This is a genomic window from Streptomyces sp. NTH33 (assembly GCF_003236365.1).
GTDB lineage: Bacteria > Actinomycetota > Actinomycetes > Streptomycetales > Streptomycetaceae > Streptomyces.
Genome location: NZ_POTZ01000013.1, coordinates 19782 through 35837 on the forward strand (window position 1 = coordinate 19782; position 16056 = coordinate 35837).

14 protein-coding genes, 1 tRNA gene and 1 pseudogene are annotated in these 16056 nt (G+C 70.9%); 8 read left to right on the forward strand and 8 right to left on the reverse strand.

Annotated features, from left to right (window positions below; all coding sequences use genetic code 11):
- The first annotated feature begins 62 nt into the window (after positions 1 to 62).
- The 4 genes from C1I97_RS02585 (at position 63) to C1I97_RS02600 (ending at position 3639) form a co-directional block, all read left to right on the forward strand.
- Positions 63 to 785 carry a M50 family metallopeptidase gene (locus tag C1I97_RS02585; protein ID WP_111001589.1) on the forward strand — a complete coding sequence of 241 codons (723 nt, stop codon included), beginning with the start codon at positions 63 to 65 and terminating at the stop codon, positions 783 to 785.
- A gap of 55 nt (positions 786 to 840) precedes the next feature.
- Positions 841 to 2157 (forward strand): 3-phosphoshikimate 1-carboxyvinyltransferase, encoded by a 1317-nt coding sequence (aroA, locus tag C1I97_RS02590; RefSeq protein WP_111001590.1) that lies wholly within the window; start codon positions 841 to 843, stop codon positions 2155 to 2157.
- Between the two features lie 18 nt (positions 2158 to 2175).
- Positions 2176 to 3186, forward strand: a complete 1011-nt coding sequence (rsgA, locus tag C1I97_RS02595) for a ribosome small subunit-dependent GTPase A (RefSeq protein WP_111001591.1) — start codon at positions 2176 to 2178, stop codon at positions 3184 to 3186.
- 129 nt (positions 3187 to 3315) lie between these two features.
- The gene (locus C1I97_RS02600; RefSeq protein WP_111001592.1) at positions 3316 to 3639 is read left to right on the forward strand and encodes a DMT family transporter; all 324 of its coding nucleotides are present in this window, start codon (positions 3316 to 3318) and stop codon (positions 3637 to 3639) included.
- Between the two features lie 19 nt (positions 3640 to 3658).
- On the opposite strand, the gene C1I97_RS02605 is transcribed toward C1I97_RS02600, so the two are convergent.
- The gene (locus tag C1I97_RS02605; protein WP_111001593.1) at positions 3659 to 4267 is read right to left on the reverse strand and encodes a TetR/AcrR family transcriptional regulator; all 609 of its coding nucleotides are present in this window, start codon (positions 4265 to 4267) and stop codon (positions 3659 to 3661) included.
- 196 nt (positions 4268 to 4463) lie between these two features.
- On the opposite strand from C1I97_RS02605, the gene hisN reads away from it, so the two are divergent.
- Both hisN and C1I97_RS02615 read left to right on the forward strand, forming a co-directional pair.
- Positions 4464 to 5264, forward strand: coding sequence for a histidinol-phosphatase (gene hisN / locus C1I97_RS02610; protein WP_111001594.1), 801 nt, complete (start codon positions 4464 to 4466; stop codon positions 5262 to 5264).
- Positions 5265 to 5412: 148 nt separating this feature from the next.
- Entirely contained in the window at positions 5413 to 5814 is a 402-nt protein-coding gene (locus tag C1I97_RS02615) for a CBS domain-containing protein (protein ID WP_111001595.1), read from the forward strand.
- Positions 5815 to 5896: 82 nt separating this feature from the next.
- On the opposite strand, the gene C1I97_RS02620 is transcribed toward C1I97_RS02615, so the two are convergent.
- Positions 5897 to 7348 carry a catalase gene (locus C1I97_RS02620; protein ID WP_111001596.1) on the reverse strand — a complete coding sequence of 484 codons (1452 nt, stop codon included), beginning with the start codon at positions 7346 to 7348 and terminating at the stop codon, positions 5897 to 5899.
- A 142-nt stretch (positions 7349 to 7490) separates the two neighbouring features.
- Between C1I97_RS02620 and C1I97_RS02625 the strand changes: the two genes are divergently transcribed.
- Positions 7491 to 7907: a Fur family transcriptional regulator gene (locus C1I97_RS02625; RefSeq protein WP_111001597.1), complete on the forward strand. Its 417-nt coding sequence runs from the start codon at positions 7491 to 7493 to the stop codon at positions 7905 to 7907.
- A 128-nt stretch (positions 7908 to 8035) separates the two neighbouring features.
- On the opposite strand, the gene C1I97_RS02630 is transcribed toward C1I97_RS02625, so the two are convergent.
- The 3 genes from C1I97_RS02630 to C1I97_RS02640 all read right to left on the reverse strand — a co-directional run bounded on the left by C1I97_RS02630 (position 8036) and on the right by C1I97_RS02640 (position 13332).
- Positions 8036 to 8109 (reverse strand) — tRNA-Met (locus C1I97_RS02630).
- Between the two features lie 158 nt (positions 8110 to 8267).
- Positions 8268 to 10142, reverse strand: a complete 1875-nt coding sequence (locus C1I97_RS02635; protein WP_111001598.1) for a tetratricopeptide repeat protein — start codon at positions 10140 to 10142, stop codon at positions 8268 to 8270.
- A gap of 217 nt (positions 10143 to 10359) precedes the next feature.
- Positions 10360 to 13332: a UPF0182 family membrane protein gene (locus C1I97_RS02640; protein WP_111001599.1), complete on the reverse strand. Its 2973-nt coding sequence runs from the start codon at positions 13330 to 13332 to the stop codon at positions 10360 to 10362.
- 193 nt (positions 13333 to 13525) lie between these two features.
- Here C1I97_RS02640 and C1I97_RS02645 point away from each other — a divergent pair, with 193 nt between their 5' ends.
- Positions 13526 to 14068 (forward strand): PPA1309 family protein, encoded by a 543-nt coding sequence (locus C1I97_RS02645; protein ID WP_111001600.1) that lies wholly within the window; start codon positions 13526 to 13528, stop codon positions 14066 to 14068.
- Between the two features lie 66 nt (positions 14069 to 14134).
- Here the strand turns inward: C1I97_RS02645 and C1I97_RS42880 are convergent, their stop codons facing one another.
- The 3 genes and pseudogenes from C1I97_RS42880 to C1I97_RS02660 form a co-directional block, all read right to left on the reverse strand.
- Positions 14135 to 14584, reverse strand: a complete 450-nt coding sequence (locus C1I97_RS42880; RefSeq protein ID WP_441349077.1) for a S16 family serine protease — start codon at positions 14582 to 14584, stop codon at positions 14135 to 14137.
- Between the two features lie 81 nt (positions 14585 to 14665).
- Positions 14666 to 15232, reverse strand: a pseudogene (locus tag C1I97_RS42885) (PDZ domain-containing protein); the annotation flags it as partial.
- A gap of 367 nt (positions 15233 to 15599) precedes the next feature.
- A partial coding sequence (locus tag C1I97_RS02660; RefSeq protein ID WP_258382389.1) for a molybdenum cofactor biosynthesis protein MoaE occupies positions 15600 to 16056 on the reverse strand: 457 nt, incomplete at its 5' end.

Genomic DNA, 16056 nt, shown 5'->3' on the forward strand with positions numbered 1-16056 from the left:
CCTCGACGACGGCGCCGCGCGCCGGCCCCTCCTGACTCGACCACAGGGAGCCACTCGGAAACATGGACAGCCTCGCCTCGACCGCGCTGCCCGACCTCTGGGACCGGCTGATCGGCACCCAGCCCGACCCCGATCTGTGGGTGGTGGCCGCCACCGCGGTCGCCGCGCTCGCCGTGGTCGTCCCGCACGGCCTGTGGCGCCTCTCCCGCAACGCGATCACCATCGCGCACGAGGGCGGCCACGGACTGGTAGCCCTGCTCACCGGCCGCACGCTGACCGGGATACGCCTGCACTCCGACACCAGCGGCCTGACCGTCAGCCGCGGCAAGCCGTACGGCATCGGCATGATCCTCACCGCGGCCTCCGGCTACACCGCTCCCCCGCTGCTGGGCCTGGGCGGCGCGGCCCTGCTCGCCGCCGGGCGCATCACGCTGCTGCTGTGGGCGGCCACGGCGCTGCTGGTGGCGATGCTGGTGATGATCCGCAACGCGTACGGGGCGCTCACCGTGGTCCTCACCGGCGGCACGTTCCTGCTGGTGTCCTGGCTGGCCGGCTCCCAGGTGCAGGCGGCGTTCGCGTACGCGGTGGTGTGGTTCCTGCTGCTCGGCGGGGTGCGCCCGGCCTTCGAGCTGCAGGCCAAGCGGTCCCGAGGGGGCGCCGGGGACTCGGACGCGGACCAGCTGTCGCGGCTGACGCACGTACCGGCGGGGCTGTGGCTGTTCCTGTTCCACGCGGTGTCGCTGTGCTCGCTGATCGGCGGGGGCCGCTGGCTGCTGGGGCTGTGATCACCCACCTGGAAGGACGGCGACCGGTCAGACCGCCTCCTTATAGAGTGGGACCATGGCTCCGAACCCCGCGCACACCGCCCTCTGGCCCGCCCCGCACGCGAGCGGAGCCGTCGATGCGACGGTCCACGTGCCCGGGTCCAAATCAGTCACCAACCGCGCCCTGGTGCTCGCCGCCCTCGCCTCCGAGCCGGGCTGGCTGCGGCGCCCGCTGCGCTCCCGCGACACACTGCTGATGGCGGCCGGCCTGCGGGCGATGGGCGTGGGCATCGACGAGGGCGTCGGCCCGGACGGCACCGGGGAGGCCTGGCGCGTGATCCCCTCGGGCCTGCACGGCCCGGCCACGGTCGACGTCGGCAACGCGGGCACCGTGATGCGCTTCCTGCCGCCGGTCGCCGCGCTGGCCGACGGCCCCATCCGCTTCGACGGCGACCCGCGGTCGTACGAGCGTCCGCTGCACGGAGTCATCGACGCGCTGCGCGCCCTGGGCGCCCGCATCGACGACGACGGCCGGGGCGCGCTGCCGTTGACCGTGCACGGCGGCGGCGCGCTGGACGGCGGCCCGGTGGAGATCGACGCCTCCTCCTCGTCCCAGTTCGTCAGCGCCCTGCTGCTGTCCGGGCCGCGCTTCAACCAGGGCGTGGAGGTCCGGCACACCGGTCCGACGCTGCCGTCGATGCCGCACATCCGGATGACGGTGGACATGCTGCGCGCGGTCGGCGCCCAGGTGGACACCCCCGAGTCGGGCGGCGAGCCGAACGTGTGGCGGATCACGCCGGGTGCCCTGCTGGGCCGGGACCTGACCGTGGAGCCGGACCTGTCCAACGCCCAGCCCTTCCTCGCGGCGGCGCTGGTGACCGGCGGCAAGATCGTCATCCCCGACTGGCCGGCCCGGACGACCCAGCCGGGCGACCGGCTGCGGGAGATCTTCACCGAGATGGGTGGTTCCTGCGAACTCACCGATTACGGCCTGGTGTTCACCGGTTCGGGTGCCATCCACGGCATCGACGTGGACCTGGGCGAGGTCGGCGAGCTGACTCCGGGCATCGCGGCCGTCGCCGCCCTCGCCGACTCGCCCTCGACCCTGCGCGGCGTGGCCCATCTGCGGCTGCACGAGACCGACCGGCTGGCCGCGCTGACCAAGGAGATCAACGAGCTCGGCGGTGATGTGACCGAGACGGCCGACGGCCTGCACATCCGCCCGCGCCCGCTGCACGGCGGGGTCTTCCACACCTACGAGGACCACCGTATGGCGACCGCCGGTGCGATCATCGGCCTGGCGGTGGAGGGCGTGCGGATCGAGGACGTGGCGACCACGGCGAAGACCATGCCGGACTTCCCCGAACTGTGGACCGGGATGCTCGGGGCGTAGGGGCGCGGGGAACACGTCATGCGGCGCTACGGCAAGCACACCGACGAGGACGACATCCGCACCCGCCCCAATCGCCGGGGCAACCGGCCGCGTACGAACATCCGCCCGAAGCACGAGGACGCCGCCGAGGGCGTGGTGCTCACCGTCGACCGGGGCCGGCTGACGTGTCTCGTCGAGGGCCGCACGATCGTCGCGATGAAGGCACGCGAACTGGGCCGCAAGGCCGCCGTCGTGGGCGACCGGGTCGCCCTGGTCGGTGACCTGTCCGGGACGAAGGACACCCTCGCGCGCATCGTCCGCATCGAGAAGCGCACCTCCGTCCTGCGCCGCACGGCGGACGACGACGACCCGTACGAGCGCGTGGTGGTGGCCAACGCCGACCAGCTGGCCATCGTCACCGCGCTCGCCGACCCCGAGCCGCGCCCGCGCCTGATCGACCGGTGCCTGGTGGCGGCGTACGACGGCGGCCTGAGCCCGCTCCTGGTCATGACCAAGTCGGACCTGGCCCCGCCGGACGAGCTCCTGGAGCTGTACGGCGCGCTGGACATCCCCTACGTCGTCACCAGCCGCGAGGAGCTGGAGAACGGGGACGCTGCGGACCGGGTGCGCGAACATCTGGACGGGAAGGTCACGGCGTTCGTCGGCCACTCCGGCGTCGGCAAGACCACGCTCGTCAACGCGCTGGTGTCCGAGGAGCTGCGGCGGGAGACGGGCCGGGTGAACGCGGTGACCGGCCGGGGCCGGCACACCACCACCTCGGCGCTCGCGCTGCCGCTGACGGGCGCGGCCGGCTGGGTCGTCGACACCCCGGGCGTACGGTCGTTCGGCCTCGCGCACATCGACCCGTCCCGGGTCATCCACGCCTTCCCCGACCTGGAGCCGGGTACGGAGGGCTGCCCGCGCGCGTGCAGTCACGACGAGCCGGACTGCGCTCTGGACGAGTGGGTCGCCGAGGGCCACGCCGACCCGGCGCGTCTGTACTCGCTGCGCCGGCTGCTGGCCACGCGGGAGCGCAAGGAGGGCGACTGACCTGCCCTGACCTCAGCGTTGTTTGGGTGTGGTGCGGTCTGGCAAGTGCATAACCGCACGGAACCGGACGGGGACCTGCCCAGGCACGACCAAGCGGTCACGGCATGCGGACGCACAGGAGGACAGCACATGGCGTGGCTGCTGGTCATCGTGGCCGGGTTGCTCGAGACGGGCTTCGCCGTGTGTCTGAAACTGTCGCACGGTTTCACCAGACTCTGGCCGACCATCGCCTTCTGCTGCTTCGCCCTGGGCAGCTTCGGACTGCTCACCCTGTCGTTGAAGAAGCTCGACGTGGGCCCGGCCTATGCGGTGTGGACCGGCATCGGCGCGGCGGGCACCGCGGTCTACGGCATGGTCTTCCTCGGCGACCTGGTCTCCACGCTGAAGATCGTCTCGATCAGCCTGGTCATCATCGGCGTGATCGGGCTGCAGCTGTCCGGTTCCGCGCACTGAGTCGCACCACCGGGCCGGATCAGACCGGTTGGCGGTGCAGGACGCCGCGGACGAGCTCGGCGACCCCGCCCTCGCCCGGCGGCGCCGCCACGCACGACAGGGCGAGGCGGACCACCAGTTCGCAGGTGCGGGCCAGAGCGGCGGTCTCCGCCTTGGGCGTGCCGGGGGCGGACAGCAGGGCCACGGCACGGTCGCGGACGATCGCCACGAAGTCGCCGGGCGACGGCAGCGGGCCGTCCGCCCTGCGCTGCGCCGGCACGGCGGAGGAGGACGGCACCGCCGAGAGCGTGGGCGCGGGCAGCCGCTCGCTCCAGCAGCCGGTGAGCATCGCCTTCACCAGCGCGTTGTCCCGGGCGACCGACGCGGTCCACTCGGCGGCGGCGGTGAGCCGTTCGCGCGGGTCGCCGTGGGCGGCGAGGGCGCGCTCAGCGCCGGCGAGATAGCCGTCCGCCTCTCTTCTGACGAGGGCGCGGGCGAGTCCTTCCTTGCTGCCGAACTCGTTGTAGAGCGTCTGCCGGGAGACTCCGGCCGCCGCGGCCACGTCCACCATCCGCACGGCGGACCACGGCCGGCGTGCCAGCGCCGCGCGGGCGGCGTCCAGCAGGGATTCCCTCGCTGCGGGCATCATCGCCTCCCTGGGGCGGAGCGACTCTGCGCCCAGATTTGACGCCCGGGAACGCACTGTCAAGGGTTCGTGACGGAGTGTGGGGGAAACTCGGCCGTGCCCGCCCGCGGGCGCGGCGAGCCGACCCGCCTCCGTCCGCCCACGCGCACCGCCGCGCCCCCGGTAGCCTCGTACCCGCGGGGCGGATACCGTGCCTTACATGCCCGACTACCTCGACGATCTGCGTCTGGCCCACGTCCTCGCGGACGCGGCCGACGCCGCGACCATGGACCGCTTCAAGGCCCTCGACCTCAAGGTCGAGACGAAGCCGGACATGACCCCGGTCAGCGAAGCGGACAAGGCGGCGGAAGAACTCATCCGCGGCCAGCTGCACCGCGCCCGCCCCCGCGACGCGATCCTCGGCGAGGAGTACGGCATCGAGGGCACCGGCCCCCGCCGCTGGGTCGTCGACCCGATCGACGGCACCAAGAACTACGTCCGCGGCGTCCCCGTCTGGGCGACGCTCATCTCCCTGATGGAGGCCTCCGAGGGCGGCTACCAGCCCGTCGTCGGTGTCGTCTCCGCGCCCGCGCTCGGCCGCCGCTGGTGGGCCGCGCAGGGCTACGGCGCCTTCGCCGGCCGCAGCCTGACGAAGGCGAGCAGACTGCAGGTCTCGCGCGTGGCGAAGCTCACGGACGCCTCCTTCGCGTACTCCTCGCTCAGCGGCTGGGAGGAGCAGGGCCGCCTGGACGGCTTCCTGGACCTGACCCGTCAGGTGTGGCGCACGCGCGCGTACGGCGACTTCTGGCCGTACATGATGGTCGCCGAGGGCTCGGTCGACCTCTGCGCCGAACCCGAGCTGTCCCTGTGGGACATGGCCGCGAACGCGATCATCGTCACCGAGGCCGGCGGCACCTTCACCGGCCTGGACGGCCGTCCAGGCCCGCACGGCGGCAACGCGGCCGCGTCCAACGGACTGCTGCACGACGAGATGCTGGAGTACCTCAACCGGCGCCGCTGAAAAACCGCCGTATGCCGCGCACGCCCCCAACCGGTCGTGCGCGCCCCCTTGTTGGCCCCCGTTTTGGCTGCGACTCTGAGAGTCCCCCACTTGTGCGTTTGTGAATCCGCGAACTATCCGGATTCCCCCAAGGAGGTGGCTCCATCCCATGCTCGTCCGCGACGCCATGAGCACGGTGGTCCTCACCATCGGCCCCGCACACACCCTCCGCCAGGCGGCGGCCCTGATGTCCGCGCGCCGCGTCGGCGCCGCCGTGGTCCACGACCCCGACGCCGGCGGCATCGGCATCCTCACCGAACGCGACATCCTCGACTCCGTCGGCCGGGGCCAGAGCCCGGACACCGAGCGCGCCCATGCCCACACCACCACCGACGTGGTATTCGCCGCCCCGACGTGGACCCTGGAGGAGGCGGCCCGGACCATGACGCACGGCGGCTTCCGGCATCTGATCGTCCTGGACGGCGGCGAACCGGCGGGAATCGTCTCCGTCCGCGACATCATCCGCTGCTGGGCGCCGGCCCGGCAGCGGGCGGCGCGGGTACCGGCCTGACGGTCCCGGCGGACACGGCAGCGGGCCGGGTCCCCGAAGGAACCCGGCCCGTCGGCCACGGCAAGCGGTCCAGTGCTGGAAATCAGCCGCGCAGGGCCTGGACCGCGGCCTCCAGCCGCTTGCCGAAGTCGTCGTCCGCCTGACGGAAGTTGTTGATCGCGCGCTCGGCGATGTCGTCGCGCGAGACCTGGGAGATGGAGCCCGCCAGGTTGTTGACCAGGCGCTCCTTCTCCTCCTCCGTCATCAGGCGGTAGAGGTTGCCGGCCTGGACGAAGTCGTTGTCCTCGGCGTGGACCGGCGCCTCGTGGTCGCCGGTGACGCCGGTGACCGGGACGGGCTGCCACAGCGGCTGGTTCGTCTGGAACGGTCCGCCGAAGCTGTTGGGCTCGTAGTTCTTCGCGCCCTTGTGGCGGCCGTCGTACAGGTAGCCGTCACGGGAGTGGGTGCGCGCCTCGGTGGCGTGCGGGCGGTTCACCGGCAGGTGGTCGGCGTTGATGCCGACGCGGTAGCGGTGGGCGTCGCCGTAGGCGAAGAGGCGACCCTGGAGCATCTTGTCCGGGGACGGGCCGATGCCGGGCACGAAGTGCGCCGGGGAGAAGATCGACTGTTCGACCTCGGCGAAGACGTTCTCCGGGTTGCGGTTGAGCTCCAGCTTGCCGATCTCGATGCGCGGGTAGTCGGCGTGCGGCCAGACCTTGGTCAGGTCGAACGGGTTGAAGCGGTAGGTCGCCGCCTCGGCCACCGGCATCACCTGGACGTAGACGGTCCAGGACGGGAACTCGCCGCGCTCGATCGCCTCGCGCAGGTCGCGCTGGTGGGAGTCGGGGTCCTTGCCCGCGAGGACCCCGGCCTCCTCGGCGGTCAGGCACTTGATGCCCTGGTCGGTCTTGAAGTGGTACTTGACCCAGAAGGCCTCGCCGGCCTCGTTGCTCCACTGGAAGGTGTGCGAGCCGAAGCCGTCCATGTGGCGGTACGACGCCGGGATGCCGCGGTCACCGAACAGCCAGGTCACCTGGTGCGTGGACTCCGGCGACAGGCCCCAGAAGTCCCAGACGTTGTCCGCCTCCTGGCTGCCCGTGTACGGGTCGCGCTTCTGGGTGTGGATGAAGTCGGGGAACTTGATCGCGTCCTTGATGAAGAACACGGGGGTGTTGTTGCCGACGAGGTCGTAGTTGCCCTCTTCGGTGTAGAACTTCAGCGCGAAGCCGCGGGGATCGCGGACGGCGTCCGCGGCGCCCAGGTTGCCGGCCACGGTCGAGAAGCGGAGGAAGACCTCGGTCTGCTTGCCGACCTCGGAGAGGAACTTCGCACGCGTGTACTTCGTGAGGTCGGCGGTGACCGTGAAGGTGCCGTAGGCACCGGCGCCACGGGCGTGCACCACGCGCTCCGGGATGCGCTCACGGTTGAAGTGGGCGAGCTTCTCCAGGAGGAGCTGGTCCTGGACGAGCACCGGGCCGCCGACTCCCGCGGTCTCGCTGTTCTGGTTGTCGGCCACCGGAGCACCGGCTTCCGTCGTGAGCGGCGCCTGCGTCACGTCGCCTCCTGGGTCGCATTCGTCTGGTCACATCTCTTGGTCAAAGCCGAGATCGATCCTACATTGGACAATTTCTAAGTCAAGCAAGACTCCAAAGTCACACCCGTTCGGAAACTGTCCCTCTGCTGTTAGGCTGGTCTGTATGAGTGACCTACTGGAACGGCTGCGCGGACGCGGATGGCGCATGACCGCGCAGCGACGCGTCGTGGCCGAGGTGCTCGACGGCGAACACGTCCATCTGACCGCCGACGAGGTCCACGCACGGGCCGTCGCGAAGCTGCCCGAGATCTCCCGGGCGACCGTCTACAACACGCTGGGCGAGCTGGTCTCCCTCGGTGAGGTCCTCGAGGTGGCCACCGACAAGCGCGCCAAGCGGTACGACCCCAACGCGCACCGGCCGCACCACCACCTGGTCTGCGCCGGCTGCGGCACGATCCGTGACGTCCACCCGAGCGGCGACCCGCTGACCGACCTGCCCGACTCGGAGCGCTTCGGCTTCAAGGTCTCGGACGTCGAGGTGACGTACCGCGGTCTGTGTCCGAACTGCGCGGCGGCCTGACCGCGCCGACCTTCCAGGAGACCCCGGCGCCGACGAGGTGCCGGGGTCTTTTCGCAGGTGTTGTGCGCGACTGCGCCGGAAACACCGAGGGCCGGAATCCTTGATCGGATTCCGGCCCTCGGCTTCAGTAGCGGGGACAGGATTTGAACCTGCGACCTCTGGGTTATGAGCCCAGCGAGCTACCGAGCTGCTCCACCCCGCGTCGTTGAGTGCAACAGTACGTGAACGACGAGGAGAGAAGCAAATCGCTTCCGGTGGCGTGTGCCGAGGCGTGCGTCACACTCCGCACGTCACACCCCGCACGTCACATCCCGTGCGCCACCTCCCGCGCGCCGCATTCCGTACGCCATGCCCCGCACGTCACGCCGACAGCTCCTCGCGCAGTGCGTCCCGCAGCCGCGCCGCCCGCTCGGCGACCGGTGTCGGCCCCAGCTCCACGGCCCGGTCGGCCCACCGCTGGCCCTCGGACAGCTCGCCCCGGCGCGCGTAGACCAGGGCGAGCCGGAGCGCCGCCCGTCCGTGCCCGGCGTCGGCGGCCCGTGTCCACCACAGGGCGGCCTCCGGCTCGCTGCCCTCCCGAGCGAGCAGCAGCCCCAGGTTGAACGCGCCGTTGCGGGAACCGGCCTCCGCCGCCGCCCGGTACCAGCGCGCCGCCTCGACCACGTCCCCGCGGGCCGCGGCCAGCATCCCGACCCGCACCTGTGCGCGCCGGTGCCCCTGCGAGGCCGCCCGCTCGTACCACTCCTCGCACTCGGTCTTCTCGTGGACCGCCGGCTCGCCGAGCTCGTGCGCGGGCGCCGGCGGCCGCCGGGCGTCGAGCAGGGTGGCCAGCCGGTACGCGGCCTCCGCGCTGCCGCCGCCGGCCGCCCACCGCAGGTGCCGCTCGGCCTCCCGCTCGTCCCCCGCGCGCAGCCGGGCGATGCCCACCTGCAGCGCCGCCTCCGTGTGCCCGGCCGCCGCCGCCCGCTCGTACCAGCGCAGGGCCTCGGGCTCCAGCTCCCGCCCGGCGTAGAGGATCCCCAGGTTGAACGCGGCGTCGACGCTGCCGGCCTCGGCCGCCTTGGAGAACCACGGCTCGGCGCCCCCGGTGTCCCCGACCTGCAGCAGCAGCACGGCCAGCGCGTTCGCCGCCTCCCGGTGTCCGGCGTAGGCCGCGCGCCGGTACCACTGCTCGGCCTGCGCGGTCCGGCCCTGCTCGGCGCAGAGCAGCCCGAGGTTGTAGGCGCCGTTGATGTCGCCCGCGTCCATCGCGGCCCGGTACCACCGCTCGGCGGTCTGCGTCTCGCCGCGCTCGGCGTGCAGCGCGCCCAGCGCGTTCGCCGCGTTGCCGTCGCCGTCCTGCGCGGCCCGCAGCCACCACACGGCGGCGCTCTCGGTGTCGCCGGCGTCCCGCAGCAGGAACCCGAGCGCGCAGGCGGCCCGCGTCTCGCCGTCCTTGGCGGAGGTCAGGTACCAGCGGCCGGCCTCCTTGAGCTCGCCGCGCCTCTCCAGGATCGCGCCGAGGTGCAGCGCGGCCCGGCGGTGCCCGCGCGCGGCGGACTGCCGGTACCACTGCTCGGCCTCCGCCATGAGGTCGGCACCGTCGCCGCCGGCGGACTCCCGCGCGGCCCGCCGGTCCAGCGCCCGTGCCAGCCGGTACTCGGCCTCCCGGTGGCCCCGCTCGGCGGCGGCCCGCATCCAGCGCTCGGCCCCGGCCTCCCCGCGGTGCTCCAGCAGGTCGGCGAGCGCGTAGGCGCCCAGGACGTGCCCCTGCTCGGCGGACTGGCGCAGCCAGTACTCGGCGGCGGGCTCGTCGCCGCGCTCGCGGTGGTGGCGCCCGAGCGCGTGCGCGGCCGCCGCGGATCCGGCGACGGCGGCGATCCGCCACCATCCGGCGGCCTCGTCGGCGTATCCGCGCTGGTAGAGGAGGACTCCCAGGTTGTTGGCGGCGGCGCGGTCACCGGCCGCGGTGGCGGCCCGCAGATGGGGTTCGGCTCCGTCGAGATCGCCGCGGCGCAGCAGCATGGCCCCGAGGACGCTCATGGCCTCGACGTCCCCCGACTCCGCGGCGAGACGGCGGCGCGCCAGCTCCGCGAGCTCGTCGGCGGCCGCCCCGGTCTCGTCCCGGGTCTCGTCCCGGTCGTCGCTTCCGGTCCCCTCAGGTCCGGTCCCCTCGGATCCGGTCTCCTCAAGGTCGGAAGCCCGTACAAATCGCCCCGTCTCGAACAGAGTTGCCTTGTCCCCCATAACGTCCATCGTCGCACCACCTGCAACCTGGGTACACCTGGTATACCGCAGCCAGTGAGGTCACTTCAGCGTTTTGTCGACATGCCCACAGAGAGACAAGTCAAACACAGATCGCCCAACTCCCCACGGTGGCACGGCCGCAGGGCACGTCGGCACATGCGTTCGTACACCGCGAAGGGCCCGGGTCCGTGGCACGGACCCGGGCCCTTCGGCTCGGTCGGAGCGATCAGCCGCTGGTGGGACTGCCGCTGGGACTGGCACTCGGACTCCGGTCCGGCGTCGGCTTGTTGTCGCCGCTGTCGGCGTTCTTGCCGCTACCGCCGGCCTTCTCCGCCTGCGCCTGCGCGTCCTCAGCCCGCTGCAGCGCGTCCTGAAGGTCCTTCTGGGACTGGCCGTACGCCTGCCAGTCGCCCTTCTTCAGGGCGGCCTGACCGTCGTCGAAGGCCTTCTGGGCGTCCTTCAGCGCCTGCTGGACCGTCGGGTTGCCACTCGACGGCGGCGGGGTCTCGCCGGTCCCGGTGTCCGAGGGCGGCGGGGGCGCCGAGCCCGACGCACCGAAGACCTTGTCGAGGGCTTCGCCGAGGGTGTTCTCGAACGCGGTGACGCCGTCGTAGGTCACCAGCACCTTCCGCATCAGCGGGTACTTGAGCTCACCACCGCGCACGTAGACCGGCTCCACGTAGAGCAGTCCGCCGTCCAGCGGGACGGTCAGCAGGTTGCCGTACTCGAGCTCCGAGTCACCGCCCCTGATGAGCCGGACGAACTCGGCGATGTTCTGCTGCGAGTTCGAGTTGAACTGGCTCTGCACCTGCTTGGGACCGCCGACCGTGGTGCTCGTCGGCAGCTTCAGGAGCCTGATCTGGCCGTAGCCGGGCGTGCCCGCCTCGGCGTCGACCGCCATGAAGGCGCTCAGGTTGTCCCGGCCCGTCGGCGTGAACGTCGTCGTCAGCGAGAACGCCTGGGAGGCCTGGTCGGGCATCTTCATGGTCAGGTAGTACGGCGGCACCGCGTTGCCCGACTTGTTGGTCGGGTCGTCCGGCACCTGCCACACCTCGCTGCCGCTGAGGAAGGTCTGCGCGTCCTGCACGTGGTAGCGGGTGAGCAGTTCGCGCTGGACCTTGAACAGGTCCTGCGGGTACCGCAGGTGGTCCATCAGCGCCGGCGAGATGTCCTTCTTGGACTCGACCGTGCCGGGGAACGCCTTCATCCAGGTCTTCAGGACCGGGTCCTCGGTGTCCCACTGGTACAGCTTGACCTCGCCGCTGTAGGCGTCGACGGTCGCCTTCACCGAGTTGCGGATGTAGTTGACCTGGTTCTGCTGGGCCACCACCGCGCGCTGGTTGTTGTTGTACGTCAGCGAGTCGGCTGTGGTGTCGCCCAGGGTCGTACGGGAGGCGTACGGGTAGCCGTTCGTCGTCGTGTAGGCGTCGACGATCCACTGGATGCGGCCCTCGACCACCGCCGGGTAGGCGTCGCCGTCGATGGTCAGCCAGGGCGCCACCGCCTCGACGCGCTCCTTGGGCGTGCGGTTGTACAGGATCCGCGAGCCGTCGCCGATCGCGCCGGAGTAGAGGATCTGCGGCTCGCCGAACGCCACCGCGTACGCGGCCCGGTTGACCGGGTTGGAGAGGCTGACGCCGCTGTCGCCCCGGTAGCTGGTGGTCTTCTCACCGCTGTCGTCGGAGTAGTCGACCTCCTTCTGGGGGCCGCCGACGATCGAGTACGTGGTGGTCTTCTCGCCGTAGTAGACCCGCTGTTCGTACTCCCCCAGATGGCCGGTGGAGGGCAGGTCGGACTCGGTGAAGGACGGCTGGCCGTTGCCGTCGGCCTCGGTGCCCTTGGCCGCGACGACGCCGTAGCCGTGGGTGTAGCGGAAGTGGTTGTTGATCCAGTTCTTCTTCGGGATGCCGTCGAGGTTCAGCTCGCGCAGACCGATGACCGTGTCCTGGACCTTGCCGTCCTTGTCCTTGTAGCGGTCGACGTCCAGGTTGGTCGGGAATCCGTAGAAGTTACGGATCTGCTGGAGCTGCTGGAAGGTCGGCGAGACGACGTTCGGGTCCAGTATGCGGATGCTCGCCGCCTTCTCGACCTCGTCACGCAGCTTCGTCTTGTCCGCGGTCTGGCTCTTGCCCGCGTACTCGGACACCTTGGTGTCGTCGATGCCGTACGCCTCACGCGTCGCCTTGATGTTCTTCGCGACGTACGGCGCTTCCTTGGCCTGCTCGTTGGGCTGGACCTGGAACTTCTGCACGATCGCCGGGTACAGGCCGCCGATGAGGACGGCCGAGAACACCATCAGGCCGAAGCCGATGACCGGCAGCTGCCAGGTGCGCCGCCACAGGGTGGCGAAGAACAGCAGCGCGCAGATGACCGCGATGCAGAACAGGATCGTCTTGGCCGGCAGATAGGCGTGGGCGTCGACGTACCTCAGGCCCGTCCAGTCGCTGGTCGCCTTGAAGTCGCTGGACTTCACCGCCAGTCCGTACCGGTCCAGCCAGTACGCCACCGCCTTCAGCGCCACGAAGACGCCGAGGAGCACCGACAGGTGCCCGGTCGCCGCGGCCGTGGCACGCGCGCCGGGGCTGGTGACGCGCAGCCCGCCGTACAGGTAGTGGGTGAGCGCCGCGGCGATCAGGGACAGGATCGTGGCGGCGAAGCCGAAGCCCAGCAGGAACCGGTACCAGGGCAGGTCGAAGGCGTAGAAGGCGACGTCCAGGTTGAACTGCGGGTCCCGCGTGCCGAACGGCACGCCGTTGACCCACATCAGCCAGGTCCGCCACTGGCTCGCGGCGGAGGCGCCGGCGATCAGCCCGACCAGCGCCGTGATGCCGAGCAGCAGCCACTTCTTGTACGGCGCGATGCCCATCCGGTAGCGGTCCAGGCTCTGCTGCTCCATCGACATGGCGCTCAGTGGCGGCCGCAGCCGGTGCGCGAGCCAGATGTTGACTCCGACCGCGCCCGCCATCAGCAGGCCGAAGACGAAGAACAGGCCGATCTTGGTCCACAGGGTGGTGGTGAACACGGACGAGTAGTGCACCGACCGGTACCACAGCCAGTCCGTCCAGAAGCCCGCGAACATGGCGAACGCCATGCCGAGGGCGGCGAGGACGCCCAGTGTCATGAGCAGGGTCCTGGCGCGCCGGGACGGGCGGCCCACTCTGATCCGCGGCCCTGTCGGGCCTCCGCCGCGGTCCGGCATCTGGAAAGCCAAGGGTGTGCACCTCGAAGTTCGCTGTTGGTTGGGTCTCGTTGTCAGTCGGGTCTCGTTGCGTCAGGTCCCGTGTCCATGGACCGTACGGTGCGCCCCCGTCTCCGTGGGCCCACACTTATGCAACTTACTCACCGTTTACTCAGTTCCCGATTCCGGCCGGGAACGAGGCAGGATTGTGACCATGTCCAACACTCCCATGGCAGCGAGCCCGCTCACCCGGGCCGTACTCGAGATCGACGAGTACGCCTCCGGCCTCGGCTGGGACCAGCCCGCTCGCCTCTTCGCCCTCGTAGACACCGCACGGCTGCGGGCCCAGGAACCCGCCCTCGCGGCCCAGCTCGGACTGGAGGACGAGCAGGAGACCTCCGGTCTCACCCCGATCGAGCAGGACGAGATTCCGGCGAACCGGCCGCTCGACGAGTTCCTGGGCACGATCGCCTGGCCCGACGCGGTGACCGGCTGCGCGCTGACCGTGGAGCGTCTGATGCTGCCGCCGTCCGCCGAGGCGCAGGTCCCCGAGGGGCTGGACCAGGCGAAGCTGGCGAAGTGGGTGGCGGGCCACCCCGAGCGCCAGGAGGTCCGCATGACGGTGGCGGTTCTGCGCGACGGCACCCGGGAGTCGGCCCTGCGGCTGCGCGAGAAGGACTCCGCGACGGAGGTCCTCACGGGCGCGGACCTGGTGCCGGGGCTGGCGGAGGCGCTGGCGGCGACGTTCGAGGACTGACGACGCTCGAGGGCTGACGGTGCTCGAGGGGCTGGGGTCGTCCGCCGCCTCGAAGAGCGCCGCCCGTCAGCCCCCGACCGTGCATTTCGGCAGGTCGGCGGTGCTGCCGGCGCGGATGTCCTTCAGGGCGGCGAGGGCGTCGCCCATGGTGTTCACCTTCACGAGGGTGAGCCCCGAGGGAGTGTCCTTGGCGGCGGACGCGCAGTTGTCGGCGGGGGTCAGGAAGAACTGGGCGCCCTTGTCGCGCGCGCCGACGGTCTTCATCTCGATGCCGCCGATCGGGCCGACCTTGCCGTTGTCGTCGATCGTCCCGGTGCCGGCCACGAACTTGCCGCCGGTCAGGCTGCCCGGGGTGAGCTTGTCGTAGATGCCGAGGGCGAACATCAGTCCGGCGCTCGGTCCGCCGACGTCGGCGAGCTTGATGTCGATCGTGAACGGGAAGGTGTGGTCGGTCCCGGCGGAGATCCCGACGATGGCACGCTTGGCGCCGGCGTCGGCGGACTGCGCCGTGGTGATGGTCACGTCCTCGGTGACGGTCGCCGTCCTGTGCTGCTTCTCGGCGGCGGCCTGCTCCTTGGCGGGCACGATCGTGAAGACGACCTTCTGCCCGGGCTTGTGCCTGGTGACCAGCTTGGCGACGTCGGAGGGCTGCTTGACCGCCGTGCCGTCGACGGCCTTGATGACGTCGCCCGCGTGCAGCTTGCCCTGGGCGGGGGTGCCCTTGACGACCGTGGAGACGATCACCCAGGACTGCACCGGGACACCGAGCTGCTTCAGGGCGGCGACCTTGGCGCTCTCCTGGGACTGGGTGAACTCCTCGGCGTTCTCCTGCGTCGACTGCTCCTCCGTCTTGCCGTTGGGGTAGAGCGTGTCGTGCGGGACGATCTTGTTGTCGTGTGCCAGCCAGCCGTAGACGGCCTCGACGAGGTTCATCCGGTAGTCGGCGCTGGTGACCCGGACGGTGGTCATGTTGAGGTGGCCGTCCGTCGGGTAGGTCTTGCGGCCCGAGATCTGCAGCACCGGCTCACCGTTGTGCTCACCGAGAGTGTTGACCGTCGGCCCCGGGGACATCTCCGAGTACGGCACGGGAAGGAAGACTCCCGCGCACAGGAGCGCGATCAGCATCAGAGTGGAGGCGAGCATCGTAGCGGTGCGGCGTGGCATGACTCGACAGTACGGGACATGCCTGTCGGCGCACCGTCAGGGCGGTCCGTCTCACGTACTGGAGTGCGACCTCTCCATGGCCTCGCGGAACCGGGCATATCCGTCCAGCTCGGGACCGTCGCTGCGCGCCTTGCGGGTCCGGTTCGCCCAGCTACCCCAGAGTCCCGCGCCTATCGCAGCCACAAACGGAATCAGCAACCAGGCGAGAGCCGCCATGCCGACCTCCCAACCCCAATTGAGCGAGGGCAACTGACCGATCAGCAGATTAACCATCCGCAGTGACAACGCTCACGCCAGGGGTGCGGTTACGCAACCGGAGCTACGGCGAAGGGGTTGAGGAGGACCAGGTTCAGCAGGCGCGCGTGGGTCAGCAGGCCCCCACCCACTCCTCGGTTCCGTCGGAGAACTTCTGGTGCTTCCAGATCGGCACCTCGTGCTTGAGGTCGTCGATCAGCTTGCGGCAGGCCTCGAACGCCTCGCCCCGGTGCGGACACGACACCCCGACCACGACGGCGAGGTCCCCGACCTTCAGCTCCCCCACGCGGTGCACGGCCGCCAGCGCCCGCACCGGGTACTCGGCGACGACCTTCTCGGCGATCCGCCGCATCTCCGCCTCCGCGCTGGGATGACAGGAGTACGCGAGCTCATCGACATCGGCGCCCCCGTCGTGGTTCCGCACGGTCCCCACGAACAGCGCGGTCCCCCCGGCGGCATCGTCCCCCACGGCCCGGAACACCTCGTCCACGGAGAGCGGGGTCTCCCTGACCCCGATCAGCTTGACGGGCTCGTCGGCGGCGTACTCGCCGGGGTGATCGCAGGTGGCT

Coding starts and splice junctions, on each gene's coding strand:
- C1I97_RS02585 (WP_111001589.1), top strand. CDS start 63: ATGGACAGCCTCGCCTCGACCGCGCTGCCCGACCTCTGGGACCGGCTG.
- aroA (WP_111001590.1), top strand. CDS start 841: ATGGCTCCGAACCCCGCGCACACCGCCCTCTGGCCCGCCCCGCACGCG.
- rsgA (WP_111001591.1), top strand. CDS start 2,176: ATGCGGCGCTACGGCAAGCACACCGACGAGGACGACATCCGCACCCGC.
- C1I97_RS02600 (WP_111001592.1), top strand. CDS start 3,316: ATGGCGTGGCTGCTGGTCATCGTGGCCGGGTTGCTCGAGACGGGCTTC.
- C1I97_RS02605 (WP_111001593.1), bottom strand. CDS start 4,267: ATGATGCCCGCAGCGAGGGAATCCCTGCTGGACGCCGCCCGCGCGGCG.
- hisN (WP_111001594.1), top strand. CDS start 4,464: ATGCCCGACTACCTCGACGATCTGCGTCTGGCCCACGTCCTCGCGGAC.
- C1I97_RS02615 (WP_111001595.1), top strand. CDS start 5,413: ATGCTCGTCCGCGACGCCATGAGCACGGTGGTCCTCACCATCGGCCCC.
- C1I97_RS02625 (WP_111001597.1), top strand. CDS start 7,491: ATGAGTGACCTACTGGAACGGCTGCGCGGACGCGGATGGCGCATGACC.
- C1I97_RS02635 (WP_111001598.1), bottom strand. CDS start 10,142: ATGGACGTTATGGGGGACAAGGCAACTCTGTTCGAGACGGGGCGATTT.
- C1I97_RS02640 (WP_111001599.1), bottom strand. CDS start 13,332: ATGCCGGACCGCGGCGGAGGCCCGACAGGGCCGCGGATCAGAGTGGGC.
- C1I97_RS02645 (WP_111001600.1), top strand. CDS start 13,526: ATGTCCAACACTCCCATGGCAGCGAGCCCGCTCACCCGGGCCGTACTC.